Annotated in this window: 24 protein-coding genes; 9 read left to right on the top strand and 15 right to left on the bottom strand. The window is 42.9% G+C overall.

All coding sequences use genetic code 11. The annotated features are described in order from the left end of the window. The first annotated feature begins 167 nt into the window (after nucleotides 1-167). On the top strand, nucleotides 168-521 hold the full coding sequence (locus ACFQU8_RS05040; RefSeq protein WP_382358106.1) for a SpoIIAA family protein: 354 nt from the start codon (nucleotides 168-170) through the stop codon (nucleotides 519-521). A 183-nt stretch (nucleotides 522-704) separates the two neighbouring features. Here the strand turns inward: ACFQU8_RS05040 and ACFQU8_RS05045 are convergent, their stop codons facing one another. Both ACFQU8_RS05045 and ACFQU8_RS05050 read right to left on the bottom strand, forming a co-directional pair. Next, nucleotides 705-1,871, bottom strand: a complete 1,167-nt coding sequence (locus tag ACFQU8_RS05045) for a nucleotide sugar dehydrogenase (RefSeq protein ID WP_382358107.1) — start codon at nucleotides 1,869-1,871, stop codon at nucleotides 705-707. Nucleotides 1,872-1,930: 59 nt separating this feature from the next. Beyond that, nucleotides 1,931-2,860, bottom strand: a complete 930-nt coding sequence (locus tag ACFQU8_RS05050) for an LCP family glycopolymer transferase (protein WP_382358108.1) — start codon at nucleotides 2,858-2,860, stop codon at nucleotides 1,931-1,933. Between the two features lie 296 nt (nucleotides 2,861-3,156). Between ACFQU8_RS05050 and ACFQU8_RS05055 the strand changes: the two genes are divergently transcribed. After that, nucleotides 3,157-4,083 (top strand): prenyltransferase, encoded by a 927-nt coding sequence (locus tag ACFQU8_RS05055; RefSeq protein ID WP_382358109.1) that lies wholly within the window; start codon nucleotides 3,157-3,159, stop codon nucleotides 4,081-4,083. Between the two features lie 441 nt (nucleotides 4,084-4,524). Here ACFQU8_RS05055 and ACFQU8_RS05060 read toward each other — a convergent pair whose 3' ends face one another. Further along, nucleotides 4,525-6,042, bottom strand: a complete 1,518-nt coding sequence (locus ACFQU8_RS05060) for an SAP domain-containing protein (RefSeq protein ID WP_382358110.1) — start codon at nucleotides 6,040-6,042, stop codon at nucleotides 4,525-4,527. Between the two features lie 139 nt (nucleotides 6,043-6,181). Further along, nucleotides 6,182-7,045, bottom strand: coding sequence for a formyltetrahydrofolate deformylase (purU, locus tag ACFQU8_RS05065; RefSeq protein ID WP_382358111.1), 864 nt, complete (start codon nucleotides 7,043-7,045; stop codon nucleotides 6,182-6,184). Nucleotides 7,046-7,293: 248 nt separating this feature from the next. On the opposite strand from purU, the gene ACFQU8_RS05070 reads away from it, so the two are divergent. Together ACFQU8_RS05070 and ACFQU8_RS05075 are read left to right on the top strand one after the other, a co-directional pair. Continuing rightward, nucleotides 7,294-8,418, top strand: coding sequence for an NADH:flavin oxidoreductase (locus tag ACFQU8_RS05070; protein WP_382358112.1), 1,125 nt, complete (start codon nucleotides 7,294-7,296; stop codon nucleotides 8,416-8,418). 98 nt (nucleotides 8,419-8,516) lie between these two features. Further along, complete coding sequence (locus ACFQU8_RS05075; protein ID WP_382358113.1) at nucleotides 8,517-9,893, top strand: S53 family peptidase; 1,377 nt, start codon at nucleotides 8,517-8,519, stop codon at nucleotides 9,891-9,893. A gap of 91 nt (nucleotides 9,894-9,984) precedes the next feature. Here the strand turns inward: ACFQU8_RS05075 and ACFQU8_RS05080 are convergent, their stop codons facing one another. The 3 genes from ACFQU8_RS05080 to ACFQU8_RS05090 form a co-directional block, all read right to left on the bottom strand. Continuing rightward, nucleotides 9,985-10,371 carry a hypothetical protein gene (locus ACFQU8_RS05080; RefSeq protein WP_382358114.1) on the bottom strand — a complete coding sequence of 129 codons (387 nt, stop codon included), beginning with the start codon at nucleotides 10,369-10,371 and terminating at the stop codon, nucleotides 9,985-9,987. Between the two features lie 268 nt (nucleotides 10,372-10,639). Beyond that, the gene (locus ACFQU8_RS05085; protein ID WP_382358115.1) at nucleotides 10,640-11,128 is read right to left on the bottom strand and encodes a hypothetical protein; all 489 of its coding nucleotides are present in this window, start codon (nucleotides 11,126-11,128) and stop codon (nucleotides 10,640-10,642) included. A gap of 127 nt (nucleotides 11,129-11,255) precedes the next feature. Next, the gene (locus ACFQU8_RS05090) at nucleotides 11,256-11,885 is read right to left on the bottom strand and encodes a YczE/YyaS/YitT family protein (protein ID WP_382358116.1); all 630 of its coding nucleotides are present in this window, start codon (nucleotides 11,883-11,885) and stop codon (nucleotides 11,256-11,258) included. A 344-nt stretch (nucleotides 11,886-12,229) separates the two neighbouring features. Here ACFQU8_RS05090 and ACFQU8_RS05095 point away from each other — a divergent pair, with 344 nt between their 5' ends. Both ACFQU8_RS05095 and ACFQU8_RS05100 read left to right on the top strand, forming a co-directional pair. Further along, a complete protein-coding gene (locus ACFQU8_RS05095) occupies nucleotides 12,230-12,652 on the top strand; it encodes a ferritin-like domain-containing protein (protein ID WP_382358117.1) in 423 nt (140 codons plus the stop codon). Between the two features lie 369 nt (nucleotides 12,653-13,021). Next, nucleotides 13,022-13,354, top strand: coding sequence for a fluoride efflux transporter FluC (locus ACFQU8_RS05100; RefSeq protein WP_382358118.1), 333 nt, complete (start codon nucleotides 13,022-13,024; stop codon nucleotides 13,352-13,354). A 174-nt stretch (nucleotides 13,355-13,528) separates the two neighbouring features. On the opposite strand, the gene ACFQU8_RS05105 is transcribed toward ACFQU8_RS05100, so the two are convergent. Further along, nucleotides 13,529-13,855, bottom strand: a complete 327-nt coding sequence (locus ACFQU8_RS05105; protein ID WP_382358119.1) for a hypothetical protein — start codon at nucleotides 13,853-13,855, stop codon at nucleotides 13,529-13,531. A gap of 549 nt (nucleotides 13,856-14,404) precedes the next feature. Here ACFQU8_RS05105 and ACFQU8_RS05110 point away from each other — a divergent pair. Next, entirely contained in the window at nucleotides 14,405-15,997 is a 1,593-nt protein-coding gene (locus ACFQU8_RS05110; protein ID WP_382358120.1) for a fatty acyl-CoA synthetase, read from the top strand. A 136-nt stretch (nucleotides 15,998-16,133) separates the two neighbouring features. On the opposite strand, the gene ACFQU8_RS05115 is transcribed toward ACFQU8_RS05110, so the two are convergent. The 4 genes from ACFQU8_RS05115 to ACFQU8_RS05130 all read right to left on the bottom strand — a co-directional run bounded on the left by ACFQU8_RS05115 (nucleotide 16,134) and on the right by ACFQU8_RS05130 (nucleotide 22,347). Beyond that, nucleotides 16,134-18,539 (bottom strand): penicillin acylase family protein, encoded by a 2,406-nt coding sequence (locus tag ACFQU8_RS05115; RefSeq protein ID WP_382358121.1) that lies wholly within the window; start codon nucleotides 18,537-18,539, stop codon nucleotides 16,134-16,136. 202 nt (nucleotides 18,540-18,741) lie between these two features. Beyond that, the gene (locus tag ACFQU8_RS05120; RefSeq protein WP_382358122.1) at nucleotides 18,742-20,421 is read right to left on the bottom strand and encodes an acyl-CoA dehydrogenase family protein; all 1,680 of its coding nucleotides are present in this window, start codon (nucleotides 20,419-20,421) and stop codon (nucleotides 18,742-18,744) included. Nucleotides 20,422-20,449: 28 nt separating this feature from the next. Beyond that, nucleotides 20,450-21,952, bottom strand: coding sequence for a class I adenylate-forming enzyme family protein (locus ACFQU8_RS05125; protein ID WP_382358123.1), 1,503 nt, complete (start codon nucleotides 21,950-21,952; stop codon nucleotides 20,450-20,452). Then, nucleotides 21,949-22,347, bottom strand: coding sequence for a MerR family transcriptional regulator (locus ACFQU8_RS05130; RefSeq protein WP_382358125.1), 399 nt, complete (start codon nucleotides 22,345-22,347; stop codon nucleotides 21,949-21,951). The genes ACFQU8_RS05125 and ACFQU8_RS05130 overlap by 4 nt, the downstream gene beginning before the upstream one ends. A gap of 303 nt (nucleotides 22,348-22,650) precedes the next feature. Here ACFQU8_RS05130 and ACFQU8_RS05135 point away from each other — a divergent pair, with 303 nt between their 5' ends. Beyond that, on the top strand, nucleotides 22,651-23,100 hold the full coding sequence (locus ACFQU8_RS05135) for a LytTR family DNA-binding domain-containing protein (protein WP_382358126.1): 450 nt from the start codon (nucleotides 22,651-22,653) through the stop codon (nucleotides 23,098-23,100). Between the two features lie 2 nt (nucleotides 23,101-23,102). Then, nucleotides 23,103-23,504, top strand: a complete 402-nt coding sequence (locus ACFQU8_RS05140; RefSeq protein WP_382358127.1) for a DUF3021 domain-containing protein — start codon at nucleotides 23,103-23,105, stop codon at nucleotides 23,502-23,504. Between the two features lie 93 nt (nucleotides 23,505-23,597). On the opposite strand, the gene ACFQU8_RS05145 is transcribed toward ACFQU8_RS05140, so the two are convergent. The 3 genes from ACFQU8_RS05145 to ACFQU8_RS05155 all read right to left on the bottom strand — a co-directional run bounded on the left by ACFQU8_RS05145 (nucleotide 23,598) and on the right by ACFQU8_RS05155 (nucleotide 26,647). Beyond that, nucleotides 23,598-24,590 (bottom strand): SAP domain-containing protein, encoded by a 993-nt coding sequence (locus ACFQU8_RS05145; RefSeq protein ID WP_382358128.1) that lies wholly within the window; start codon nucleotides 24,588-24,590, stop codon nucleotides 23,598-23,600. 375 nt (nucleotides 24,591-24,965) lie between these two features. Next, nucleotides 24,966-25,217, bottom strand: a complete 252-nt coding sequence (locus ACFQU8_RS05150; protein ID WP_382358129.1) for a hypothetical protein — start codon at nucleotides 25,215-25,217, stop codon at nucleotides 24,966-24,968. Between the two features lie 257 nt (nucleotides 25,218-25,474). Beyond that, entirely contained in the window at nucleotides 25,475-26,647 is a 1,173-nt protein-coding gene (locus tag ACFQU8_RS05155; RefSeq protein ID WP_382358130.1) for an AAA family ATPase, read from the bottom strand. Between the last annotated feature and the right edge of the window lie 165 nt (nucleotides 26,648-26,812).

The raw sequence follows: 26,812 nt of genomic DNA on the forward strand, positions 1-26,812 counted from the left end.
GGCAGCCTGAATCACAAGCAAACAATCGAATAAACATGATCATTTATGATCAATGTGTCGAATATTTTCTTGTCCGAAAAATGGGGTATTGACCACAGGCACCATGTATGTTTGACTTACTAGCTGATGAGGAATGCTGTTTGTAGAACGGAAAGGATGTGTTGAAGATGATCAATGTGACCACCCAGACGAACAGCCCTATTATCGAGATGGCCATCAACGGGAACGTCGACAAATCGGATATCGAGGCATTTGAAGAAACGTTCAAACAGAAAATGACGGAGCAAGAACCAGTTAATTTGCTCATCACGGTTGAAAATATGGAAGGTGTGACACTGAAAGGGCTTGTTGAAGATCTAAAAATGATTCGGTATATAAGAAGTATGAAAAAAGCAGCAGTGGTCACAGACACAACCTGGCTCAAAGCTGATGCCAAACTGGAAAATCTCTTTCCAGGTGTTGAAGTGAATTATTTCACGCCCGACCATGCGGAGACGGCTCGTGAGTGGCTTAAGGATTAAAAAAAACCTGGAAGGGGCAGCTGATAAATGAAAAGCTGCCCTTTTTTAATGGCTGCAACGCAACCGCCTCTCATCTAATAATCGCTTTCCACACGAAAAAAGTGTCATGTATAGCACTTTTTCCAGAAAAGATTCGATTGTAGACACGCCTACTGAATATCAGAACAATTGGCAGGTACCCCCTTAATCCCGACTAAACAAGTCGCGTGTATAGACTTTTTCCGCTACATCCCGCAGATCATCCGTCATTCGGTTGGCAACGATCACGTCTGCTGACTGTTTGAATGCTGAAAAGTCGTTCTCAACGCGGGAATTATAAAATGTTTCATCGTGCAGATTAGGCTCATAGACGATGACTTCGATGCCTTTCGCCTTAAGACGCTTCATCACGCCCTGAATAGCAGATTGCCGGAAATTGTCAGAGTCAGTCTTCATCGTAAGGCGGTAAATCCCAACAACATTCGGATGGCGCTGGATAATCATGTTTGCTATATGATCCTTCCGGGTGCTGTTCGCATCCACGATCGCCTTCATAATATTATTCGGCACGTCTTCGTAGTTCGCCAGCAACTGCTTCGTATCTTTCGGCAGGCAGTAACCGCCATAGCCAAAGGACGGATTATTGTAATGGTTGCCGATACGCGGATCGAGTCCGACACCTTCGATAATGTGCTTCGAATTGAGGCCGCGCACTTCAGCATAGGAGTCGAGCTCATTAAAGAACGAAACGCGCATGGCCAGATACGTATTTGCAAACAGCTTAATCGCTTCAGCCTCGGTCTCGTTCGTATGCAGCACATCAATATTTTCCTTATCTGCTCCCTGAACCAGAAGACTGGCAAACGTGCGGGCGCGTTCAGACTGCTCACCGACAATAATGCGGGATGGATATAAATTGTCATAAAGACCCTTGCCCTCCCGCAAAAATTCTGGTGAAAAGATGATATTATCTGTGGCAAATGTAACGCAAGCCTTCTTCGTATAGCCGACAGGAACCGTTGATTTGATGATAATCACCGCATCAGCGTTTACATCCAGCACCTGACCAATAACTGTCTCAACGGTGGATGTGTCAAAATAATTCTGATCAGGATCATAGTTAGTCGGCGTGGAAACAATCACGTAATCAGCGTCTGCAAAAGCAATTTCACTGTCAGTTGTAGCGGTCAAATTCAAATCCTTATAGGTGAGAAAATTCTCTATCTCCGGATCGACAACGGGAGATTCTCCCGCATTAATCATCGTCACTTTCTCCTCAAGAACATCGTAAGCGACAACCTCATTATGCTGAGCGAGCAGAACGGCATTGGACAGACCGACATAGCCTGTCCCGGCGACTGCAATTTTCATAGTTGCTGCCTCCCTGCATTCTAGATTATTCGACAAAATTCGGGTCGTGCCAGGCACCATTACGAGCCAAATTTCGTAATCATGTCATGCACTTTTGCAATTTCTTCATCGGACATTATTTGATAATATCTATCGTCAATGCGTGTGCCTTCACCGGCCATTTGATAATCACTGATATCTTTCCGGGCACTGCGGTAGTTGGTGGCCAGGTCCTTCATATCGGAAAAAGTCATGTTCGTGGTCATATTCTGACCAAGAACATCCATGATACTGCCGATTTTGTTCACGACTTTAAAATTGGCACCTTTCTTGATGATGCCCTCAATCACCTGACGCTGTCGTCCATTACGTCCCAAATCGCCTTCAGGATCACCTTTTCGCTTGCGGACATATGCGAGAGCCTCTTCACCATTCAGCTGCAGCTCACCGGTATCAAACGAATGACCGTTCTGTGAGAATGCGCGCTCGTTCATCACAGTAATGCCGTCAACTGCATCTACCAGCTGATCGAGACCTTCCATGTTCATACGGACGTAATAATCCAGGTCAATATCGAGAAAATTTTCCGCCGTATCGACTGACATCTCACTATCACCGAACGCATATGAATGATTGATCTTGTCTACCGTCCCGTGACCAACAATAGTCGTGCGCGTATCACGTGGAATACTGACCAGCTGCATTTGATCTTCTGCTGGATCCAGTGTCATCACAACCATCGTATCAGAGCGTCCTTTATCACCCTTGCGTTCATCAACACCAAGCAGCAAGAGATTAATAGGTTCCTGATCCGTGACCTTTCGCTTCGTGACCTTTGTATCGATTCCCGAAACCGGCTCGTGCAGTTGATCATCAACCGTGCTTTTGACGTTGTGCCAAATAGAATAGCCATAAGCAGTTCCAGCGCCTGCGACCACTAGCACAACAATAAGCAAAATCCACGGCCATTTGCGTTTTTTACGTTTCCGGCGGTCCTGTCGCTTTGCCACTGTAAACTACCTCCCATTCCACTGAAACCATTTATTGCTAATTATAAACCATCATTGCTGTCACTGTAGCAAATCAAAACATGACCCAATAAATTTTATTCTATCAGAAACATAAATGATTTTATATTGTTGCAGGGTGCCTGTCACTTCCCGAAATTTGTCAAACTCTGTCTAAATGCGAACAGTGCCTGGCACCTAAAGAATTTCTAGGATTCAGGAAAGGGTTTATGCCACTCATTGTCGAATAATAACTAAAGATTGTTTTTCCAAGTAGCTAGAGGGGAGTGGGCACTCCTATGCCACAGAATTTCTTAAACAAGTTAAGAGCCGGCTGGACGTTAATTCGCCTTATTGCCGTTGTATCGTCGAGTGTGGCGACTATTGTATCCACAATGCTTCCTCTCTTTTTGTATAGCCAAGTCCCTAATGAAAAACTATTTTTCATCTTTTTGATCCTATTGTTTGGCGGTGTGTTTATTCATGGCGTTTTAACTCATGTTTTAAATGATCATGCCGATTATTTATCGGGAACTGATCAAAACAGTCCGGCTATATTGTCTGGCGGCAGCCGATTGATTCAGAATAATATGATCACTGTTTCACGTCTATCACGCCTCGGCAAACAGCTTATATCAGCTACACTGTTTGTTATCATAATGTTTGTTTTGGCCGGGTTTTACAAGTTAGCCATTCTGCTGGCGATTGGACTCTGGAGTGCCTGGTCTTATTCACTTAAACCGCTACAATTGAGCTATAAGCCATTTATCGGCGAATGGTTAGCCATGTTCCCAGCTGTTTTGATGCTCGGATTAGGAGGCGCTTGGATAGCACTTGATACAATTCCTGAGTGGGCATTACAAAACGCTGTGATTAATGCGTTATTTTGCAGTGCATGGGTCATGATTCACCATATTCCGGATCATAAAGCAGACAGAGCTGCTTCACCAGCTAAAGTCACCAGTGTCGTGTGGGCTGTCGACCGATTTGGATTAGCGTTTGCCAGACTGCCTGCTCTCATTTATTTTGCTATGATAGCAGTCTGTGCTTTTTGGATGGGATCAGACCGCCTGTGGGGTGCCATTGGGGTGTTCGTCATAAGTGTTATAGCGATTGGTCTTGTTCTGAAGATGCGAATTAACGATGATAAGGATGTATCCACCCATGAAAAAATGCTATTGATACTGGCTATGACCACTAGTATCTGGATTGGTATCTTCATTTAGCTTTCGCCCCTCTGTGCCATTTGAATTGCCTTACCTGGCTACGTTGTTCGATAGCCAGATGCGCAGACAACCAGTGAAACATCTCATTTACGGATCCCTCATTTAAAGTCACTCAATTAAAAGTTATATACTGTTAAAAATACAAGGAAGATAAGAATAGTATATATAATCCCGCCTAAATATGGCTTAGAATTTTCTTTGCCTTTTTTCTTAATAATTCTTACTATAAAAATAAAGTAGAGACCTCCTGATATTAAGGCGGCGACAAGCGGTTTTAAAAACAACAGTTAATCTCTCCCTCTATTAGTGCTGCTGAACAATATCGCACGTTATCTTTAATGAATTGATACATATATCAATCCATTCTATCGTCACCTCTGCTGAATGGTGCATTCGACAAAAAACGGGTGGTGACAGGCACCAGCGGTGAAATGGTCACTATTAGAGAGCCCATTGCATCCTGCTGATCAGCTGATTCCGGGTTAATTCACCCGTCAGATTAAAAACCTGCAAATCAAAAACTGGATTCGTTTTATCCGAAAAGCTTTGCCATTCTTCCGCGGTATATTTTAAATCAGCCGCCTTAATCAAGGCAACATCTGTGTCTTCTTCTGAAAAAGCCTTTAATTTCTGAGCTTGAGCAACAGCCTCTTTCGTGTAGTCCTGTACGATAACTAAAAAGAGTGTCACGCGCATCTCATCAGAACGAATATAGCGTAAGAATTGGTTAAAATCCTTTTCAGGAAAAGTATAAGGTTCTTCGGTGCTTTTATTATCCCACAAGACAACTTCCCGCTGATTAAATAGCACTTTTCCATCTGCATGCCTAGTACCTTTCATATCAGCCAGCGTTAATCCAAGTTTCTTTTCAAAAGTATAGCGCGTAGCCTTCTCAAAGTCATTTTCTGATTCTACATCTTTATCTATGATTTTATTGATGCGTAATGTCTTATAATCTCTTGCAGCAAGCTCTTCAAAGAAATCGAATAGCCTTGACCTTTGATCTGTCGGATCAGATAAAGTAGGTGTGGATAACTTTTCATAATACTCAATAATATTCTGCACTTTGTCCTCTTTACTTCCACTAATTTTGGCACCTTCAAGTTCGCGTAAAATATCCGTAAGCTCTGACGTTCCAAATATATTGAGAGATGTAGATGGAAGGATATTATGGGTTATAATACGTTTCACTAAATCCCCTTTACGTCCACTGACGCCGATATCCATTTCATCCAGAATCTTCTTCAACTGATCAACACTCAAATCTTGAAGCAGCGTCTTATAAACTTCATCTCTTAATTCAACGCCCATTTCATAACGCAGCGTTCGTTCAATTTCTGCAGGAATAACATAATAAGATGTATCTTCTCGGAAACGCAGGATAAGACCTCTGGATTGCAGGTTAATGAGTGATTTTCCGACTTGCTGCGTGGTGTGCAATTTATTGTGTTTCTGCGGGAAACGTCCAATCTGGCATTCCAGTAAGTATTGATCACGCTTCGATAAGTGCAGTTCTTTACGTAAAACATTTAAAATATTGATCTCATGTTCATTTAGGTAGTCATCTTTTTTCCACGCCTCCGTTAAAACTGAGCTAAATATCCTTTTTGCTTCACTCGGAATAGCCTTATTCATGAAATCGTCGTCGCGGCTCTGGTCTAAAATACCTATTTCCAATTCCTCGACCATTTGATAGAGACCGTTCTCAGTTGAAATATAACCTTCTTGTTCCATTAAGGACATTAAAATCATTTCGTTCAGCAGAGCAACATCTCTGGTTTCCTTAGTAAAATCCAGATTGTTGATAATACGCTCTTCATTTTTGAATTCTTCTATGTTGCGCAGGATGACTTCTCTCATCTCTTCTTCAGTTTCCATATGTACATTTTTTAAAAAACTATCTAAAATGCGACCCAAATATAGTTTGGACATTTTTGGCAAAATACCTTCTAAATACAATGTTATTCCCCCATTATTTATACAAAACAGTCACTGAATTCAATTATATCACAAAAAAACTAAAAGAATGAAAAATTACTTCTAGAACACACCACAGTCATTCGACAAAAAACGGGTGGTGACAGACACCAGCAGGCACCTATACAAATAAAACAGTTTTGTTGCCGTGCACCAGCACTTTGTTGTCTACATGCCAGGAGACGGCGGTGGCCAGTACTTGTTTTTCCACATGACGTCCCGAGATTTTTAAATCATCTGCTGTACTCCGGTGATTAACCCGTTGAACGTCTTGTTCAATAATAGGGCCTTCATCAAGATCATTGGTCACATAATGCGCCGTTGCCCCAATGAGTTTCACGCCTCGATTGAAGGCTTTCACATAAGGATTCGCACCTGTGAACGCAGGGAGGAAAGAATGATGGATGTTGATAATTTGATTGGGGTAATGTGCTACAAATTCAGGCGTTAAGATTTGCATATAGCGAGCCAGGGCAATGAAATCCACTTTCCCTTCCATTAGATTAAGAGCTTTTTCTTCAGCCTGCACCTTTGTTTCGGAGGTTACCGGAATATGATAATAAGGTATGCCATAACGTTCGGCCTCATGCCTTAAGTCGTCATGATTGCTGATGACCATCGGAATCTCCACAGGGATTTCTCCCGATTGCCAGCGCAGTAATAACTCTGTCAGACAATGCCCTTCTTTGGAAACAAAAATAGCCATGCGTTTCCGCGTCTTTTTAGGATTCAACTCCCAATACATCCCGTAATCGCTTGCCAGTGCAGCTAAATCTGCTTCTACCTGATCATAAGATACACGCGAATCTTTCAGCTCAAAGGATATGCGCATAAAAAGCATGCCAGCACTTGGATCCGTTGTATTTTGGTCAAACTGAACAATATTAGCATGATGATCTGCCAAGAAATTCGTAACCGCTGAAATAACACCTGGATTCTCCGGACAAGAAATTAATAGATCAGTAACATGATCATTTGAATTCATACACCCCATCCTTTCCTGTTTATCTCACTCATTCGCACCTGCTGTATCTACTGCTAAAGCAATTATAGCATATTTGTTCACCTGACATCTGCCACATAGCACAGGACAGATGCTTCAGTGCCAGGTACATAAACAATTCTGAATTGTTTATGTACCTGGCACTTATAATTATTCAGCTCAATTTGGTAAATACTTAAACCAGATCGATTGAAAAGCATGACTTGTCAATTTAGAGGAGGACTTTTTGGATGGTATCAGAAAAGACCGCATCCCTTTTTCAGGATTTTTCGTTGAAAGGGATACAGCTACAAAATCGCATGAGCGTTTCGCCGATGACACGTATAAGCGGAACAGAGGACGGTCAGGTCACTGATCGGATGGTCCGTTATTATGAACGATATGCCAAAGGTGGGTTTTCACTTGTTTTTACAGAAGGTTTGTACCCGGATGAACCGCACAGTCAAGGCTATTTCAATCAGCCTGGGATCGCCAGTGAAGAACAGGCTGCAGGATGGGAACCTGTAATTCAAGCGGTGCATCAGCACGGATCTGCCATTTTTGCTCAATTGATGCATGCGGGCGCACTGTCCCAGGATAATCCTCGTACAGAGACTCGAATTGCTCCTTCTCCTGTAGAGCCAAAGGGGGAACAGCTTGCGATGTATGGCGGAAGCGGAAAATTTCCAGTGCCTCAAGAAATAACCAAGCAGCAAATCAATCAGGTTATCACGTCGTTTGCCAATTCGGCGACCCGTGCGCGAAATGCCGGTTTCGATGGTGTGGAGATTCACGGGGCAAACGGTTATATTGTTGATCAATTTTTAACGGATTACACCAATCAGCGTACAGATGAATACGGCGGCAGTCTGACAAACCGCTTACGTTTTGCGCAGGAGGTCATTCGTGCTGTGCGGAATGCGATCGGATCCGATTTTCCATTGAGTATTCGCATTTCGCAATCCAAAATAAACGACTTCTCACACCAATGGGCAGGTGGCGAAGATGATGCAGCTATTATTTTTGAGTCCATTGCTGAGGCAGGCGTCGACATCATCCATATAACGGAATACGATGCGACACAACCGGCATTTGGAATGGGTCTGTCACTGGCAGGACTAGCTAAGAAATACGGCAAGCTTCCCGTTATCGCCAATGGTCATTTAGAAGACCCTGAAAAGGCAGCAAAATTAGTGGACGCAGGTGATGCCGATCTTATCACGCTTGGCAAAGGAGCTCTCGCCAACCCGGATTGGCCAAACCGCGTAAAAGAAGGATCACCACTCAAAGACTTTAATTCAGAGCTCTTAGACCCCCAGGCTTACATTAAAGATCAGGAATTAAGCAGTGCCAGGTACATGAACAATTCTGAATAGTGTATGTACCTGGCACCCATGCAGAGCCCCATCCATGCAAATACGTGCATGTTTTTCCTTCCTACGCGGCAGAATAAGCTATGACAGGAGGTTTTTCTATGAAGATTATTCATTTGGCTCTGGTTCTGGATAGTTCTGAATACAGCCAAAGCGTTGGTCAATGGGCCGGGTCGAATCATTTCGTGATTAAAGGACAGAATCCGTATTATATCGATATCGCGGGAACGCTTGATATCATCTCCCAGGCGTTTCAGGTTGATTTGACGATGCGTCAGGACGGGGCGTGGTACCCACATACGGATCCGGTGAAGCCGACTGGCGTCCATGCAGTTGTCGGTATTGACGCGCGTCCGACCGGTCACCGCTCCGGTCCGCATCAGATCAGTACCGATAAAAAAGGCTTTTATCCAGATGACATTCGGGCGGCTTATAATATTCCGGACTCTTTTACAGGAGAAGGCGAAACCATCGGCATCCTGCAGTTTAATTCCGGATTCAACCAGAACAGCCTGGACGTTTTTACAATGGAAACCGGTTTGCAGGTCCCGAACAATCCTGCCATAGTTTCCGTTGATGGTCAGCAGAATACCAGTGGATCCGCACCAAAAGACAGGGAGGCCACACTTGATATTGAATGGGCCTATGCGATAGCTCCAAAAGCGAAAATGGCTATTTATGAGGCACCCAATGGAACGTCGAGCCGGACTTTCTCGCTACATATGCTGCACGCTCTGTATGCAGCCATGACAGATACCAACAATCAGCCATCCATTTTATCGATCAGTTACGGTGTTTCAGAATCCTCCGTTCCTGATAATGATTTATTAGGCTGGGAGGCACTCATGAATGTGGCCGTATCAAAAGGAATGATCATTTGTATTTCTTCCGGCGATACCGGCGCTTATGGGAAAAACCAACCCAATGTAGCTAAAACACGCAGCGTCTTCGGGCCCGCCAGTTGTCCGAGCGCCTTGTCCATCGGAGGCACAACGCTTGCGATGAATCAGGGAGACGTCGAATCGGAAACAGCATGGACCAATACAAACGATAATGGCGCCACAGGTGGCGGTGTATCCAGCATTTTTCCTATGCCGTCTTACCAGCAAGAAGCCGGCATTCAGGGACAATCACGCGGCGTGCCAGATGTTGCAGCAAACGCGGATCCGAATAGTGGTTATTTTATTACGTTCGATGGCAATCCAGGGACAGTAGGTGGAACCTCAGCTGCCACCCCGGTATGGGCTGGCATCCTGGCGGGAATCAATCAGCAGCGTGAAAACGCGGATTTGCCCGCATTAGATCATATTCATGAAAAGCTTTATGCCCTCGGCGGAAAAGGTTTTCGGGATATTGTATCGGGCAACAACAGTTCCCAGGGAATTGGAGGCTATCATGCCGGACCCGGCTGGGATTACTGCACAGGCTGGGGTGTACCAGACGTAGCCAAATTAGCAGAAAACCTAAACGCGAATTAGGTGCCATCAGACACATTTTTAAAAATGTGCCGGGGTTGCGAGGCGAGCCATGGTCGCCTGCTCCGGCACGTACTTTATGTGTTAAAGCTATTTATAGCGTATTATAGGCATCTTCTTTTGATAGTTCCCCTTCTCTGATAAGTTCATCCTCAGACCGTTTGAAATATCTTAAATAAACGCGCTCGATATAGATATAATGCTGCTTATTCCGAACAATCTCTTTGACATAATAAGCGCCTATCTCAGATTTTATCTGCTCGAACTTCTCGATGCTGTCCCCTTGCACATTGAATATCTGATCAACTCTTCTGCCTTCAGCACTGCGATGCGGCAAGGTCGTTGTTTCTTCGAGATACTCAATATTAATACCATACTTTTCTTTAAAACGTTTGACCAAAAAGTCACCCTTTTTGCCTAACGGAAGCGCAACATTCGGCCATACACAACGTACATAATCTTCCTGAATATATGTGGGCATAGGATATGTCTCCTTATTCAATACATAGATCTATAACCAGTATAATGATTGATTGACAACGTTAAAAGCAGAGGGGCTTGGGTGCCTGTCACTTCCCGGTTCTTGACGAATTATGTCGAATACAAATAGTTGGGCTTGGGTGCCTGTCACTTCCCAGGTTCTGACGAATTATGTCGAATACAAATAGTGGTGATCTATAATGCTGACACAGAGATGAGGCTCCGGCTGTCCTCGACTACCAGAAGAGGAGGGCAGCTTCCCTCCTGCCTCACTGACATAACACCACAACTTGATAAGGCGTGGTTTGCGCTGGGATGCTCTTGGTTGACGGACTATAAACCACGACCAAATCGTGTCCTCCAGGATGCCCCATAAACATTTGTCCGTTGGTGGTCATCACTCGTGTATAAGGATTCATGTTCAGGCTTAATCTGTTGTCGTCACTTACAAGATCCTTGTTAAAATGGCTTACCTTCACTTTGAAGTCTGGGCATTGCTTCACCATGACAAGAGCTGGATACTGAGGCGGGTAAATCAATATCATAGGTGCGCTTGCATCGTAATAGCCGGTTACAATATCCCCCATGGTAATCATCTCCTGATTAAGCACATACGTATCCGGACTGACAATAAAATTGGCAAGCGTCCCTTCTTCATTTTGCAGATGCACCATTTGCACACAGCCGTCCGGAACATCCCCACGTTCAACTTTGCTGATACCCATCACGCTTCCTGTAAACGATCCAAATGTTATCATGCGTTTCGCCCCTTTTCTTTTAAATGGTCTACAGCATGATATGTGTCGGATGCTTAATTGTTTATCTGTGGGAATGCATGGTGCCTGTCACCACCCGGTTTTTGTCGTTTGTTGTCGGATACAACCATCAGGATACCCTCTCCAGTCGCCGGTGAAGTCTATGATGAAGACTTTCAAAGTACGGGAGAAACAGACTGATGATTAATCCTGAAAACAAGGCATTGATAAGTGTTCCAAGACCGATTGCTCCGTCAAAGAAAAAGGCAAGAATAACCAGAACAATACTAATGAGAGAACGGGAATACGTTACACTCAAGCCTGTTAGATTCGTCACCACAAGCATAGCCCGATCGAGCGGATTCGGTGCAATCGATGACTGCAGATAACAAGCAGTCCCAAGACATGTAAAGAGAAGACCCAACAGATAATAACCAAATTCACCAGCCCAAGCTTCAGGAATTACCACATTTTCCAATAAAAATAACCAGGAATCAATACCAATCCCTGTTATAACAGATGTAATCATCGCAAAAAGCTCAGGACGCCTTTTTTCCGCAATGGCATTGAATATAAGCAGAGACAACCCGAGAACTACCTCCCACGTACCTACCGTGAAGCCAAACGTACGATTCAGACCAACCAGTAATGAATCGTACGGGGAAGTACCCATCATTGATAAAATGGTAAGAGCGATCCCAAATGTCAGAATCAAAATGCCAACTATATAAAAATGAATACCAGCACGTACCAGCCGCATACGAATCATCCTTCCTCCTCCGGATGGTGCCTGTCACTTCCCGCGTTTTGTCGTTTTTTGTCAACATTGATAACAAGGGTGTGTATCTAAATTAAAAGATTTCAAGGTACCATTGTATATCATATCGATGCACTTCACCAAACCCCGATCTAAACAACGTCATCCTAAGATGCGTAACTATTATTAGAAATTTCTTCTTTTGTATTTACAAATTATAATAATTATAATATAATATATATTGTAAATAGATATCGCAAGGACGTCTGCATCCTCTTGGATCAGCTGCAGACCTATTGATTGAGTTTTTGCACCTGCTTTTAAATCATACAAAGGGAGAGATAACCATGAATCAAAATGTACAACAATTAGTTGACGGATTAAATGTTGATTTGGCACATGAATACGGAGCTGCTATTCAATACACATATAGCGCAGCGGTCGTTACTGGCATACACCGTGCTGCTTTAAAAGATTTTTTCACAGAGGAAATCAACGATGAAATGGGCCACGCCCTTTATCTTTCTGAAAAAATAAGTGCACTTGGCGGCGTTCCAACAACTGAAGCAGCATCAGTTGAGCAGCCTGCCGAAACGACAGAATTGCTAAAAGCGATCAGGAAAGCTGAAGAAGATACGATTGAACGCTATGAAACTCGGAGAAAACAAGCGGAAGATCTAGGCTACACGGATCTTGTCGTCAAACTGGAAGATATGATTGCAGACGAAACCAAGCATAAGGAAGAAGTAGCCAAATTGCTTGATAATTAATGAAAAGTGCCAGGTACATACACAATTCAGAATTGTGTATGTACCTTGTTTATGTACCTGGAACCCAACCTCCAAGCACCTCCATTCTTTGAGTCACTCGATTGCGCGCGGTGCCTGTCACTCCCCGGTTTTTGTCGGTTTTTGTCAATAAGACTGTAAATGGTATACTCGCCATGAAGTACATTTCTGAGCTGTTAAAGCGTTTGCAAATCGACTAACCCTATTAACTTAAAGTCTAACATAGACAGTTTCATTAGGTGCGATAAAAATAGATAATTCAAATTGTTTAGAGTTGTTTATGTATCTGGCACCTCTTATTTCCAGTATAGTGATAAAAGTCCGCTTTTTTATAAAAAAGGATGAGAAATGATGATTTATGTTCTAATCGGTATAGCCGGAATGATCGGAGCGTTACTCCGCTACGGATTGAGTTTGATTTTTGGCTTTTCAGGTGACACTATACTGGGGCTGCTTGTCGGAACAGATATCAAAACGTCGTGGCACCTGCTTTTTGGAACGGGTTTTATGGGCGCTTTTACGACCTTTTCAACCTTTAAAATTGAAACGATTAAACCTTTATTACCAAAGCAAAAAGAAAACGCTTATAACCTACCTGGGTATAAGTTATATCGACGGTATTTTATTAGCGTTTCTCGGATTAATCATTGGCATGCATTAAAGAAATTCTTACCACGCTCTTAACCAGTCGTTGCCATCATGCCAGGCAATCGCATAAGATGCGCCATAGCTCCAAGTGACACGTGTGCAATAGCCTCTATCTCATCCCCTGAATCCATAACAGTTTACATTAATCGTGAGCGATAATCTAAACCTTTTTAAAGGCTTGCATATGGATGCGACAACAGAATTCTATCTTCAGCCAAAAAATATCTGGACTGTTTTCTCAGCTTTAGCTGCATAAAAACAATTGTTGAAAAACTTAAGAACTTCCGTTTGCTGCAAGTCGTCAATTGTGTTCGTCTCACCGGAATATTGAAAATGATACTGCCTATATTGATCCAGTGCTTGTGCAAGCTGATCCTCAGAAAACGTGGCTGCATCACCAGTTCCGCTCACGCCTGCATGGTATTCATCAACATCCAGAAGACTATAAACCGAACCAGATTTTATATCACCCATGGTAAAGCGCAAATAAGCAATGATTTCGCCGGCCTTATTGGTTCCGAAAATATCATGACTCATCTTTAACAGCTCCTTTATATTAAATTCTCTGTACACCACACGAGCATCGTCATCTAAGGGATTTCATTTTAATGAGGTCCGAGTGAAGGTTAGGTGCTGGAGATCGTTTATGGAAATAAAAAAACGTGTCTTGCTTGCGTTCACCAGACTTTGAATGGACGCAGAGGGAAATAGAGGTATTGCTAAATACATCATAAGCAGTCGCCAATCTTTTGTCAAAATAGCATTTGAGCGTGAGATTGCGTTAAAAGGGCATTATCAAAACACGCTGATACTCGAAATATCGTTTTCAGTTCACAAGCGACCCTTATCTACTTGCTAATCCACCGGTATTTCAATTTCAATTATTTTGGTGATGGTGCCTGTCACTTCCCGGTTTGCTCCTGCTTTACGGTCTTAAATTTGTATATCGCCGATGTCGTATAGGAGTGTAGCACTATAAGTGTTAAAATATTATGATTTAAATCATATTTAACTTATGGTTAACTTATACTGAAATAAAGAAGCTTGTTCAATCGTATTTTTTAGACCATAAAGGAGTTGGTGATGATGAGAGCAGATACGTTTCAAGACACAGACATTTTATTACAGCGAGCGCGTCGAAATACACTTGGGGATTTACTTGTACGAACGCGGGAACGGATGCCGCATAAAATGGCACTCACTTACAACGATCAGCGTTTAAACTACGCAGAACTGGACGATCGGGTTAATCAGACGGCACATGCTATGATAACTGATGACATCAAAAAGGGCGATATGGTTGCGGTAATGTCCAAAAACAGTCTGGATTTTGTCGTTGTTAAGTTTGCTTTGGCACGTATTGGAGCGATTATGATTCCAATTAACTATATGCTAACCCGTGAGGAAGTCCGATACATTTTAGAACATGCAAATGTTAGCAATCTCATAGCTTCTAAGGAGTATGCCCCTCTATTGGAACACGCAGCGACGAATCTTGTTATAAACCACTGCTATTTAATGGATACAATTGATGTTTCTGATGTGGAATTGGCTGCTTGGACAACATTAGCTGAGGCACGTGAAGACCATTCAACAGAATTTGTCGATATTTCGATTGACGATGATGATGTAGCACAAGTCCTATATACAAGCGGTACCGAAACTTCCCCAAAAGGCGTTATGCTATCTCATAAAAGCATTATCAGCGAATATGTCAGCAGCGTCATTGATGGGAAAATGGAGTCACGGGATATTCTGGTTCATGCGCTGCCCTTTTATCATAGTGCTCAGCTGCATGTATTTCTTGGACCAAGCATCTATCTTGGTTCCAGCGGCATTATTCTCGGATCCGCCGACCCAGACAGCATTCTTAAAACAATTGAAAGGGAAGGCGCAACGCAGCTATTCGCACCTCCGACTGTATGGATAGCGTTGTTGCGGCATTCAGACTTTGACAAATACGATCTGTCCAGTTTAGAAAAATGCTATTACGGTGCTGCAATTATGCCGAAAGAGGTCCTGAAGGAATTAGCTGAGCGACTTCCTAATGCGAGGTTTTGGAACTTTTATGGTCAGACAGAAGTTGCTCCGCTGGCTACAGCACTCCAACCTGAAGATCAGCTGCGTAAACTGGGCTCAGCAGGTGTCCCATCGCTTCATACGCAAACAAAAATTGTGGATGATGAAAACAATGAAGTACCCTGCGGCGAAGTTGGTGAAATTGTGCATCGCACGCCACATGCCATGAAGGGTTATTTGAACGATCCGGAAAAGACAGCCGAGGTTTTTCGCGGTGGATGGCTGCACAGCGGTGATCTTGGCGTAAAAGACAAAGAAGGGTACATTACTATAGTCGACAGAAAGAAAGATATGATCAATACCGGCGGCGTCAATGTGTCCAGCCGTGAAATTGAAGAGACTATTTATCAAATGGATGGCGTGTCTGAAGCAGCTGTTATAAGCATTCCAGATGCCTATTGGATTGAAGCTGTAAAAGCTGTCGTCGTCCCCAAGGAAGGTATAGAGCTGACCGAAGAAGCCATTATTACATTCTGCAAAGAGCGGATGTCAAAATTCAAGGCTCCCAAACAAGTGGATCTTATAAATGAACTCCCTAAAAATCCCAGTGGCAAAGTCATGAAGCGCACACTTAGAGACAGAGACAAAAGTGAAACATAGGCTGTCAGCTAATGATTTTATTTTCTGGTTCCTTGTGGAAAGTATCCCATATCGTTTTTAAACCAGACAAGACCCCGCAAGATATCAATTTCGCGGGGTCTATCTATTTTTATTCAGCGAAACAGGCTCTCTAACTTCATGGCTTCAACTTCAGCGTCTCGCCCTCTTCCATCTCAAAACGTGTCGTGTGGTAATCGCCTTCTACCCAATCGTCTACTTGGTCGTCATACCAGTCACTGCGGAAATGACCGAACTGGCCGGGGCCGACAATGTGATAGCCGGTGTCAAGATCATCCGTATCCGTAACAAAGCGCCAGGAAGCCCCGTGATCCACCAGACCGTCTTCACTATAGGACGCTGCCATTGGTGTCACACTGCTGCCATCAACCGGAAGCGGATCCTTGTTGTTAAAAAAGTATTCAAGAACCGGATGAATACCTGATAACGGGTGCTCGAACTGCACTTGGTGATAATCCCCCCATGCCCAATCATTCATATCATCACCGAATTCGTCAGCCAATTGGTCCAACGTTTTCGTCAGCGATTTATCAAGCACATCCTCCAGACCGCCTGCTTCCTCTATCCAAACAGATTGTTCACCGTCTAAAGCAGCACGCAGTAATTGATCGGTTGTCTGCCCTTCTGCACTAAACAGATCCATCATCGATTCCGGGATGTCGTCACCATAGATCACTGCCTGTATTTCCTCATACCAGCGGCGAAAAATCAGCGGTTCAGCATCCTCCTTGTCATCAGAGAAATCCCATTCCCCGAGCCGCTCCAGGGCGTTTTCCTCACGGTCGTTCAGTGACGCATCTTCCAATACATCTAAAAACTGGGGCAGGAACTCTTCTGCCTGCAGATCGGTGGTGTCCATTTGCAAATCCTGCATATCGTCTGCCGTCAGATTGTCGCCGGATTCCAGCACCTCGGCAATACGCTCATAGCGGTACGGCTGGGCCCATACGTTGCTGATGTGATAGGGGTAGTCATCACCTGTGATCTTATTATTCGCTGTTGCGATAAACCCTTTATCAGGATTCACAACCCTTGGTAATTCGTCAAATGGTATAAAATCATCCCATTCCGTTTCTTCCTTCCATCCTTCAAGTGGGAGCAGCGCATCTTCGCCGTCGTCATATATCGGGATCCGTCCGTTGGCTTTATAAGCAATCGTGCCATCTTTGGATGCGAATACGAAATTCTGCGCAGGGGCGAGAAACTTTTCCAGACCCTGTTCAAATTCATCCCAATCCGACGCTCGGTCAATCTCCAGAATGGCTTCCAGCTCGGTTGTTGGGTCAAGTGCCGTCCACCTTAAAGAAAGCACCTCGTCCTCGCCACTTTCTTCAGCAAATTCGGAAACGATCGGTCCGTGCCGCGTTTCTGTCACCTGATAATCAATCGTTTCGCCGTCTTTCACTTTAATCGGCTCATCGATCACATCAGCCTCTTCCCATTCATCTTCAAACAAAAATTCATCCGCATTGTCCGGGTTCCGTTTTTCGACATAGAGCTGCTGAACATCCGGGCCAACATTCGTCACACCCCAGGCAATCTGCTCGTTATGTCCTAAAATAATTCCTGGAATACCAGCAAAAATAACGCCGTCAACCTTCATATCGTCTGTTTCCAAAACCATCTGCACCCAAATGGATGGCGTGGCGAGACCCAGATGCGGGTCATTAGCCAAAAGCGGCGAGCCATTTTCTGTCTTTTCCCCGCTTACAGCCCAGTTGTTGCTGCCGTTAAAATCATTAGGAATCACAGCCTCATCAAAACTGCCGGCTATATCCATCTCGCCATCACCAATAATTGCTGGTTTATTGTCGGGGTAATCCGGAAACAGTTCCATTGCTTTATCTTCGGGAAATCTGTTTAAAGCGTAATAGTTGAATGCCTGGCGTTCCCAATGACCGCCGAGATCAAAGGCCATATATTTGCCAATGGTCAACGAATCCACAACTGTCCATTCAGCTGGTTCGATGCCCATCAGCGTAAACTCAACCGGAAGACTTCCTTCCTCAGTTGCATCCTCTATATAGGCATTAACGCCGTCTGCAAATGCCTGGAGCACGGCTTTGGATTCATCAGAATACATATCGTAAGACGCTTCGGCAGCCCGTCTCAGGCCAAGCGTGCGAAAATATTTATCCTGATCAACGGCTTTCTCTCCGACCACTTCACTTAAGGTTCCCGAGGCCTGGCGCCGTGACATCTCCATTTGAAACATCCGGTTCTGTGCCTGCACATAGCCCTGTGCCATATACACATCATGATCATTGGACGCAGTAATATGCGGAACACCACTATCGTCCGTGACAACCGTTGCCTCCTGCTCTAAACCTGGCAGGTCAATTTCTCCCTCCAGCTGCGGAAGTGATTTATTTATGTATTCGTTTGCATAAAAGATAATACCAATTAATAATAGCAGCATGATGCCCAGCGTGATCCATATGATTTTTTTCCAATTCCGTTTTTTCCCCGTTTTTGTGTTCAGAGTCTGTTGTCTCTCCTCCAAAAAAGTCCCCTCCTTAATCATTGCTAATCATTATACATGAATGGAAGCGAAAATTCTATATTTTCAAATAATAAATTTCGAAAATTCCGCTGACACTGTCACCCCACACAAATCCGACATTATTTGACAAAAACCGGGTGGTGACAGGCACTCCCCCGGAACAGGCACCACCCAGGATCCGCGCGGAACCAGCTACCTACGAGACAGAGCAGACACCCGATGTCTAACCAACAATGGTGGCAAAGTGTTTAAGTGTTATGGGATTCTCTTGAAATTCATGTTCTTGCCATAGATTATGGAGGAATACCTCAGAAATGGCTTGCTGTCTTTGATTGCCTTTACCAAAGGCTTCGATCGCAGTGACGCTCTCTAACAGATCAGTCATTTGTTTAGCTGCCTTTTTAGCATAATAGATTTGTTTATCCTCAGATAACGTCTTAACCGCTGCTAGTCTTTCAACTAAATCATTTAGTTTAGATTCCACAAATTCTATCCAGCCTATGACGTCATCTGAAGCGTCTTCTTGCTGTTCTGTCCGCACCGTCGTCAATCGGTCATGCATGTCATCTGCAAAGAGATGCTCCACCTGGTATTTTTTTATCAGCCGCAGTACTTCCAGAGCGAGGATGTTTTCGCTTCCTTCCCAAACGGTTAGAACCTGAGCATCCCGCAATAATCGCGGCGTTACAAAGTCCTCAATATACCCATTCCCCCCATGCATTTCAATAGCTTCATGTGCGAATTGAATAGATTGCTTGGCGGTTTCCACTTTTAATGTCGCGACATAAAGCCGGAATAGTATGCGTTCCCGTTCGGATACGTCTTTCGAATCGGGACCCATCACCTTATCCATCAGCGTTATCATGTTAAAGACAGCGTCCATTTCCACTTCCTGCTTGGCTGCAAGAACACTTAACGTTTCCTCAACCATAGGATAGTTGACCAACTGACTGCCGAACGCTTCCCGGTATTTGGCATAATCTCTGGCTTCCAAGTAGGCACGGCGCATAATCCCCAGCGACGAGATGGCATTGGAAACACGTGACAGGTTCAAAGCTTCTGCCATATAGTAGAATCCTTGATTTTCCTCACCTACTAAATAGCCTTTTGCGCCGGTAAATTCGACTTCGGCTGATGGAACCGCCCGAACCCCTAATTTATCCTTCAGTCTCCGAATCCGCAGCCGATTTCCAGCCCTGTTTTCTTCCCACGGAACAAGGAATAAACTCAATCCTTTCGTTCCTTCCGGCGCACCATCGAGACGCGCGAGCACCATCGCCACGCCACAGGCACCAGCATTACTGGCAAAATATTTTTCACCAGTAATGCGGTAGATTTCACCGTCACGCTCAGCTCTGACGTCATTAGCACCGACATCAGATCCGCCTTGGCGCTCCGTTAACAGCGTAGCACCTTCATACAGCTCAGTATCCCCTGTTGCCAGAACATGCGGCAAAAATCTTTCTTTCAGCGCTGCCGAAGCATAATGATCGATTAAATAGGCTGTTGCCATAGTCAGGGCAACCGGACAGTCGAAACCAGGCTCGGCATGCGCTAACAAATAGTTTTGCGCATAGGAATAGACATAATTCCCCTTATGTCCCAGTTCAGGAATGTCCTTATGAATATAGCCGACAATGCCCGTGTTATACGTTTCCTCAACTGTTTTTTTGTACCCTTCATTCAGCCAGACATATGATATCTCATTTCCCATTTTGTCATAGGGGATGAGTTCAGGCTGACCTTTTCGATCGGTATGAACCGCCCGCCTGTCAATCTCACCCGCACATAATGCACCAAACTGATCCAGTTCGTTATCGGCAAACACCAAAAAATCCGGAGACAAACGTTCCTCGAGTATGGTTTTTAGATGAGGATCTTCCCTGTAAAAATTCGTATTCATATGAACCTCCCAACATTATTTAGCCCTTTTACTCACGCAATTGAGTTTTTAACAATTTCCCTGTTGCATTTCTTGGTAGCGCTTCCAAAACGTCATATAATTTCGGCACTTTGTCGTGCGCAATCTTTCCTTCCAAAAACGCGCGGCACATACCCTCTATATCGTGAACATCTTCTTCAGGCACAACAAACGCCTTGACAGTTTCGCCCCAGTCAGGATTCGGAACACCAATGACAGCGGCTTCTGCAATGTTTGGATGCGTGCTGAGAACATTTTCGATTTCTTTCGGATAAATATTAACACCGCCGGATATGATCATATCCTTCTTCCGGTCGATCATCCAATAATAGCCGTCTTCATCCTGTTTGGCCATATCGCCCGTGTAAAACCAATTATTCTTGAGCACCGCATCTGTTTTCTCTTGTTCTTTATAGTAACCTTTCATATTGCCTTCACCCCGCAAGATGATCTCGCCGATTTCGTCTGTTTTGACTTCAAAGCCGGATTCATCCACCACTTTGATTTCACACTGCATGGCAGCGCGATTGCCAATACTTCCGGCTTTCGTATCCTGGGCATCAAAGGTTAGAATCGTCCCATTCGGACCCGCCTCCGTTGGACCATAAACACACATTAGCCGATCGGTAGAGAAGGCATCTTTGACCAGATGCACATCATGCTGGGACAACGGCGCTCCGCCATAAACCCAATACTGCATTGACGACAGATCGTATTGCTGAATATCAGGATGCTTGGCCGTGGTCAGATAGGCAACCGGCGCACCGAAAAAATGCGTTGTTTTTTCCCGGTCGACTTTTTGCAGCAAGGTCTCCGGCGAAAACGCTGAAGCCAGGACGTGAGTAGCACCCACATAAGTACCTGCAATCAGAAATAAATGCAATGGTGCGGAATGGCTTAAGGGCATCATATGAAGAACTCTGCTTTCAGGACTCATAGACATTTCAATACAGATCATAGTTGCGACCGTCAGGATATTACGATTCGTGAACACAACACCCTTTGGCAGCCCAGTCGTACCAGATGTATAGAGTATTGATGCTTCATCCCCCTCGATTAAATCACAGGGAATATCATCAGGTGACCCTTGCTCGAGCAACCTTTCAAATGAATACCATTCGCCCTTTTTATGTCCTGTTTTTATATAATCGAGATTCGCTTCCTGAGGCAGATCCTTCACCTGTTCAAATACATCTTCATGCGTAACAAATACTTTGGCATCACTTTGCCGCACGATATATAAAATTTCCTGCTGGACAAGTTTGGCATTAATGGGGATAATAATCGCGCCCAGCCGGTGCACAGCAAAATACGTATATAAGAATTCTTTCGTGTTTGGCATGTGCAAAACAACTTTATCGCCCTTGGCAACCCCGAGTTTCCGAAAACTGTCAGCCAGCTGATTAACATGCTGGTTCCATTCGCCATACGTGATGCGATCGGAATCGGTAACAATGCCTTCATGGTTCGGATTTTTCCTTGCCTGATGAGCCAGCAGTCCGGATATATTCATACCTTTTCTCCCTCCAACGCATGTAATTGCTTTTGAAAGTCATCCATTAAATCCGCCATTTCCGAACGAAGAAGCATTAGATCATCAATTTGCGCCGTTATCTCCTCTATTTTGTCTCTGCCATAGGCCATCGTCTTTTGCATCTGGGCTCTGCCGGATGGGTCGTGATCAAACAACTGAATCATGTCGCCAATCTCTTCCAAGTTAAAGCCAAACTTTTTGCCACGGATGATTAAGCGCAAACGGACGTATTCTTTTCTAGTAAATAAGCGCCGTTCTCTCTCACTGCGTTCTGGCTGCAGCAAACCGATCTCTTCATAATACCGAATTGTCCGCGTCGTAATCCCGAATTGCTTGGCGAGTTCGGAAATGGTATAGACCTCACCTTCACTCATAAGCATCCTCCCTTATGCAATTTTCTAACAATTAGTATAACATTAACGTTAACGTCAAGTTCAAGTGCAGATGCCAGTCTATTAACAGTGCCTGTCACCCCTGCTTTTCCGACATGAAACGACAAAACCCGGGTGGTGACAGGCACCAAAGTGTGCCACCCGCTGGAGCAGGCGCGTCCGATTGTTTCGTTGATAAGCTGAATATGGCATGTTATACAAAATTGGCGGCATTTTATACAAATGTGGTAGTCAGATCTGTCATTATTTCTCATAATTAAGACAGATCGGAGGTGAGCTGCATCAGTGAAAATTCAAATTGATATCGACGAAAATAATGAAGAACCGTTTGTCACGATTCATGCTAAGGAATGGAGTGAAGACTTGAATGCTCTGGTTAAAAAAATCAAGAATTTAGACCCAGGCCGTATTGTAGCAGTCGACGGGGAACAATCGGTACTGCTCCAGCCAGAGGACATCGACTACGTATTTTCCGAGGGACGCAAAGTCTTTGCGGCAGTGGGAAAGCAGCGTATGGAATTAAAAATGAAGCTATATGAAGTGGAAGAATTGCTGGTATCACAAAAATTCCAGCGGTTTTCAAAGTCAGTAATCGGGAATATTGAACACATTCAGCGATTCGAAGTAGCTTTCAACGGTAATCTATGTGTTTATTTTAAATCCGGAAACAAGGAATATGTATCACGTAATTATGTCAAAGCATTAAAAAATCAGCTTATGATGGGAGGTCATTAAAAATGGGGACTAAGATTTTATTTCGAAGTATGATGGGGTTTGCTCACGGCGGCATATTCACGCTGATTTACATGACCATTTTAAATTTCTCAATTGACAGCGACAACTTGTCCCGAATTTGGCTTGCAACAGTCGTATTCATGCTGATCGGTCTGTATTTCGGCTTTGCATCTTCCATCTATGAAAATGAGAATTGGAGTCTCTTGAAAAAAACGATCGTGCATTTTTCAGTATCACTTGTTGTTTTTCATATTATCATGCTTGGCACCGGACTTCAGTCACTGGAAGTCTGGCCTATTCTCCTGAACCTCACTTTATTCGTATTGATTTACGCGGGATTTTGGATTGGTCATGTTCTCTATTACAAAAAAATGATCAAAGACATGAATAATTCAATTAAATAGCATCATCCTCAAAAAATAACTCACACACAGTGCCTGTCACCCCTGCGTTTCCGACATAAAACGACAAAACCCGGGTGGTGACAGGCACGTAAGCTAAAGAGTCGCTAATAAACGCTGAAAGCATGCTTCCTGGTCCAAAGAATGAAATGGCAATGAAGAGGAAACATTTTCCCAGGCTTGTCCGAACAGATCTTGAATGGATTCTTTATCAAGATCAAGCTTGGCATATAAGTTTTCAATATTATTTATGATACCAGGAACAATCTGCACACGTTCGGGACTTTCGAGGCCATCACCGTTTTCAAGACCACTTAAATCGATTATAAAAATCTCCAGATAGTATAGAAGGGCATTCTCAAAATCCTCTTCTCGCTGCAGTTGCTGAGCCATATGATGATAAACGTTTCTATATGAACGAAAGTCCTGATTCTGGTAATGCGTTACTAATGCATTCTGAAACAGCGCCCAGGAAATCTCACTATTACTGGGCTGATAATCCAATTGACTCACATACTTAATAGCTTCACCCATATTATAAATACCATCTTTTGATTCGTTCTTATGAGCTGACACAATATAGTCGTAGTCATCTAAAGCCTGCTGACCTTTTGACGTTCGTTTAAATGGCTTTTGCTGAATATAGTTATGAATGACCGCTTCGTCTAAATAATCCATCAAACGGTCGATAAGCTCTTGTTTTTTTCCGGAGACCTTCAGCTCATTTTGCCTTAATATATCTTTGAGTTCAGGTACTTTAAATGACTGTAATGATTCAACCAAACCAGCTTCCGTCATAAATGCTTCTTCCCGTAATTTAGCCACGGACGTTTCGGGGTCCAAGCCATATCTATCAGAAAAATAGTCGGGGATGTTCGAATTCGTGTCCTTGCCATCCATCCAATCAATTAAGAGAACCTCACCTGGCAATAGACCATTCGATAATGGCTCAAGATAGATCGGGTCCAGTTGCGTTTCACTGTCAGCCGTTTCAGACACGTTAACATTTGATGCTGATTGTTCTTCGAGAGCTTTCGGGGCTGATTTATCCTTACCCACGATTCTTTTTAAAATGTTAAACAAACCCACGCTTAAATCCACCTTTTTCTCTAGTTTGCATAATAAGTGACGTCTATTTCCGGAGCCTTCTTTATCTCCGTCATGACAAAGCCTGCGTATCGAGCAGTGTCACCACAATATAAGTGCTACTCAATTTTAACACCTTGAGCAAACTTACCTGCTGCAGAAAATTTAACTGAATGTGAAAAGCAGTTTGTATAAATGGATTAGATGAAAAGATGGTCATAGAAAAAGGAAGACCCTTCCCTGCAGAGTTAGCATACAACATCTACAAGAGATCTTCCCTATATACTATCTTAATAAAAATTTGCCTGAAGCACTGGCTCAGAGTCTGGATATTTTATACATTTTTCGCTCATTGGAAATCAACGATTAATATGGCTGTTATTTAATTAATCGTTGATAAATAGTACTATCTTTATATTTTGTTTTAGAGTGATAAACCCTAATAGCATTCTTTAACTTATCTATATCACTGAAATAGTCTTTAAATACGTTATAATTTTTTATATTACTCATTTTAAGTTGCTGCTTAACATAGTCACTTGGCTTCAGCCCTTTTTTGGAATAATCATCATAACAATCCTCTGCATGTATAATAAGCATCTCTATTTCTGGAGCAGTAATGACATTCACAATTTCTTCGACTTTTTTTCAAAAGGTCCCGTAATTTGAAAGTTTTCATTTATTGAATCCAGTATTCGATAAATCCTGATTTTTTCATTCATAGTCTTATTTAAAACGTTTTTTTGAAAGCTCTTAGCACTTCTATATTTTAGAACTTCCCCTTCTAACATTTCTGACCGTGTAAAGTTTAAACAATCATGATCCAATAATAAATCTATAACAGCTCTTTCAGCGTTTCCCTCGCAAATACAAGCGACCATGCTCATTTATTTCGACTCCATTTTATTTCGTATATTTTTTCCAAGCTGCAAAAAATAATTTTTTAATCCCATATAAGCTTCATATGAAGGAGCCGTTTTCCCTAAATAACTACTCTGATATACGTCACTCTTCTTAAAATCATTTCTATCCAATAAATCATACATGTTTTTCAAATGCAAAGTCTCTTCTTTAAAGCTAATATATATAGTATCATTTCTGTCAAATTCATCTAAAAGTGCTGCATAATGTGTCGTGAAAATTAGCGTAGCACCCATTACGTTAATATCTTTGTGTTTGAACATTTGTATAATCATTCTTACAATCGCTTCATTAAAATGGTTTTCCAATTCATCTACAATTAGAAAGCCACCGCTGGCCATAACATTTTCGATTCCTGCGAAGACATTCAATCCTTTGATGGTACCTGAAGACAGATATATAGGTAATTGCAAAGGATCATATATATAAATAATATCCTCTTTGTTTTTAAATTTTAATTGAATATGTATTTTTCCTTCAGAATTACCATCATAAGACACATACTCAATATTATCATCTAGAAATTGAATGACCTCGGTCGGTACATCCCCTATTACTCTCATTAAATTAATGTTTGTATCCTGCAGCTGATCAACCACGATAGGATTTGTACCATGCTTTTTCTTAAGTGATATCATAATACTCATATAATCAGAGAGAAAAGATAATTCTTCTTTTGAACGTACAGTATCTAAATGGTGATCTGTGAATTCAAGCAATTTTATTCTGCTTAAAGTTTTCGTTTGTTTCTTTATCCAGAGTCTTTCTTCATCAAAAATCGGCTCACCATCTTCTGCTGGTTTTATCAAGGATTGAATTTTATATAAATTAATTCCGTCAGAAAAATATGCCTCTGCCGTTATAGTTTGATTTTGCAATAAAACCCGATGGTCTTTATCATTCACTTTTCCTTCTCGTAAGTAAATATCAAGTATCAATGAAATCCAACGTAAAGCCGTTGTTTTTCCTGAAGCATTGATTCCAATAATACCTAAAATATCTTGCTTATATATAGAACTAAATAAGTGAGTCAAATTCTCGCTGTTATTATCAGTCACTCGTTGTCGAGCTATAAAGTCTAATTCAAGTCCATCCCGAAAGAGATTTATCCCATTTATAGATAAGTGTAACAATTTCAAGATAACACCTCCATAAACATAATGTCTGTTTATAATATAACTTATATACTATTATTAGCTAAAAGGGGGCGTCAATAATTTTGTGTAAATGACCCTATCCCTTTTGAATTTAGTTAGCCAGTGTTTTAGTCGTTTAAACTTGTTCCTCCAGCGATTCAAACATCT

Source organism: Lentibacillus kimchii (genome assembly GCF_042666895.1).
Lineage (GTDB): Bacteria > Bacillota > Bacilli > Bacillales > Amphibacillaceae > Lentibacillus > Lentibacillus kimchii.

Excerpts from the sequence above, each read along its gene's own strand:
- ACFQU8_RS05040 (WP_382358106.1), top strand. The coding sequence starts at position 168 with ATGATCAATGTGACCACCCAGACGAACAGCCCTATTATCGAGATGGCC.
- ACFQU8_RS05045 (WP_382358107.1), bottom strand. The coding sequence starts at position 1,871 with ATGAAAATTGCAGTCGCCGGGACAGGCTATGTCGGTCTGTCCAATGCC.
- ACFQU8_RS05055 (WP_382358109.1), top strand. The coding sequence starts at position 3,157 with ATGCCACAGAATTTCTTAAACAAGTTAAGAGCCGGCTGGACGTTAATT.
- purU (WP_382358111.1), bottom strand. The coding sequence starts at position 7,045 with ATGAATTCAAATGATCATGTTACTGATCTATTAATTTCTTGTCCGGAG.
- ACFQU8_RS05070 (WP_382358112.1), top strand. The coding sequence starts at position 7,294 with ATGGTATCAGAAAAGACCGCATCCCTTTTTCAGGATTTTTCGTTGAAA.
- ACFQU8_RS05075 (WP_382358113.1), top strand. The coding sequence starts at position 8,517 with ATGAAGATTATTCATTTGGCTCTGGTTCTGGATAGTTCTGAATACAGC.
- ACFQU8_RS05080 (WP_382358114.1), bottom strand. The coding sequence starts at position 10,371 with ATGCCCACATATATTCAGGAAGATTATGTACGTTGTGTATGGCCGAAT.
- ACFQU8_RS05085 (WP_382358115.1), bottom strand. The coding sequence starts at position 11,128 with ATGATAACATTTGGATCGTTTACAGGAAGCGTGATGGGTATCAGCAAA.
- ACFQU8_RS05090 (WP_382358116.1), bottom strand. The coding sequence starts at position 11,885 with ATGCGGCTGGTACGTGCTGGTATTCATTTTTATATAGTTGGCATTTTG.
- ACFQU8_RS05095 (WP_382358117.1), top strand. The coding sequence starts at position 12,230 with ATGAATCAAAATGTACAACAATTAGTTGACGGATTAAATGTTGATTTG.
- ACFQU8_RS05100 (WP_382358118.1), top strand. The coding sequence starts at position 13,022 with ATGATTTATGTTCTAATCGGTATAGCCGGAATGATCGGAGCGTTACTC.
- ACFQU8_RS05105 (WP_382358119.1), bottom strand. The coding sequence starts at position 13,855 with ATGAGTCATGATATTTTCGGAACCAATAAGGCCGGCGAAATCATTGCT.
- ACFQU8_RS05110 (WP_382358120.1), top strand. The coding sequence starts at position 14,405 with ATGAGAGCAGATACGTTTCAAGACACAGACATTTTATTACAGCGAGCG.
- ACFQU8_RS05115 (WP_382358121.1), bottom strand. The coding sequence starts at position 18,539 with ATGATTAAGGAGGGGACTTTTTTGGAGGAGAGACAACAGACTCTGAAC.
- ACFQU8_RS05120 (WP_382358122.1), bottom strand. The coding sequence starts at position 20,421 with ATGAATACGAATTTTTACAGGGAAGATCCTCATCTAAAAACCATACTC.
- ACFQU8_RS05125 (WP_382358123.1), bottom strand. The coding sequence starts at position 21,952 with ATGAATATATCCGGACTGCTGGCTCATCAGGCAAGGAAAAATCCGAAC.
- ACFQU8_RS05130 (WP_382358125.1), bottom strand. The coding sequence starts at position 22,347 with ATGAGTGAAGGTGAGGTCTATACCATTTCCGAACTCGCCAAGCAATTC.
- ACFQU8_RS05140 (WP_382358127.1), top strand. The coding sequence starts at position 23,103 with ATGGGGACTAAGATTTTATTTCGAAGTATGATGGGGTTTGCTCACGGC.